The following is a 350-nucleotide window of genomic DNA, read 5'->3' as shown; positions in this document are numbered from 1 at the left end:
GTCCTGCGCAGGCCTGCCCCACTCCGCCAGCCGCACATCCTTGGCCGCCCGCCCCGGCACGGAGGCGAGTTCGTCTTCGGACAGCCCGACACCTGGGGCACCCCGGACACCGAGACCGTCACCGACACCCGGCTCTATGGCACCGCCCTCGCCCGCTCCTGGGACCGGCTGCACCCCAAGCTGACCCACCGCTCCTCCTGGGCCGCAGCCGACGGCACCCTCCCCATCGTCGAGGGAACAGTGATCCGTCTGGACATCGACCGCCTGCCCAGCGGGGCCCCCCCCAAGCCGGTCTGGCTGTGGTGGTCAGGCATCGACGCAACTCCCGCAGATGCCGACCGGCTCTGGCA

At 72.3% G+C, this 350-nt stretch carries 1 pseudogene; it reads left to right on the top strand.

The features are described from left to right. A pseudogene (locus OO67_RS35480) lies at positions 1-350 on the top strand (NF041680 family putative transposase); the annotation flags it as partial.

The sequence above is a fragment of the Streptomyces atroolivaceus genome, assembly GCF_000717025.1.
GTDB lineage: Bacteria > Actinomycetota > Actinomycetes > Streptomycetales > Streptomycetaceae > Streptomyces > Streptomyces atroolivaceus.
This window is presented reverse-complemented; position numbering and strand designations above follow the sequence as displayed.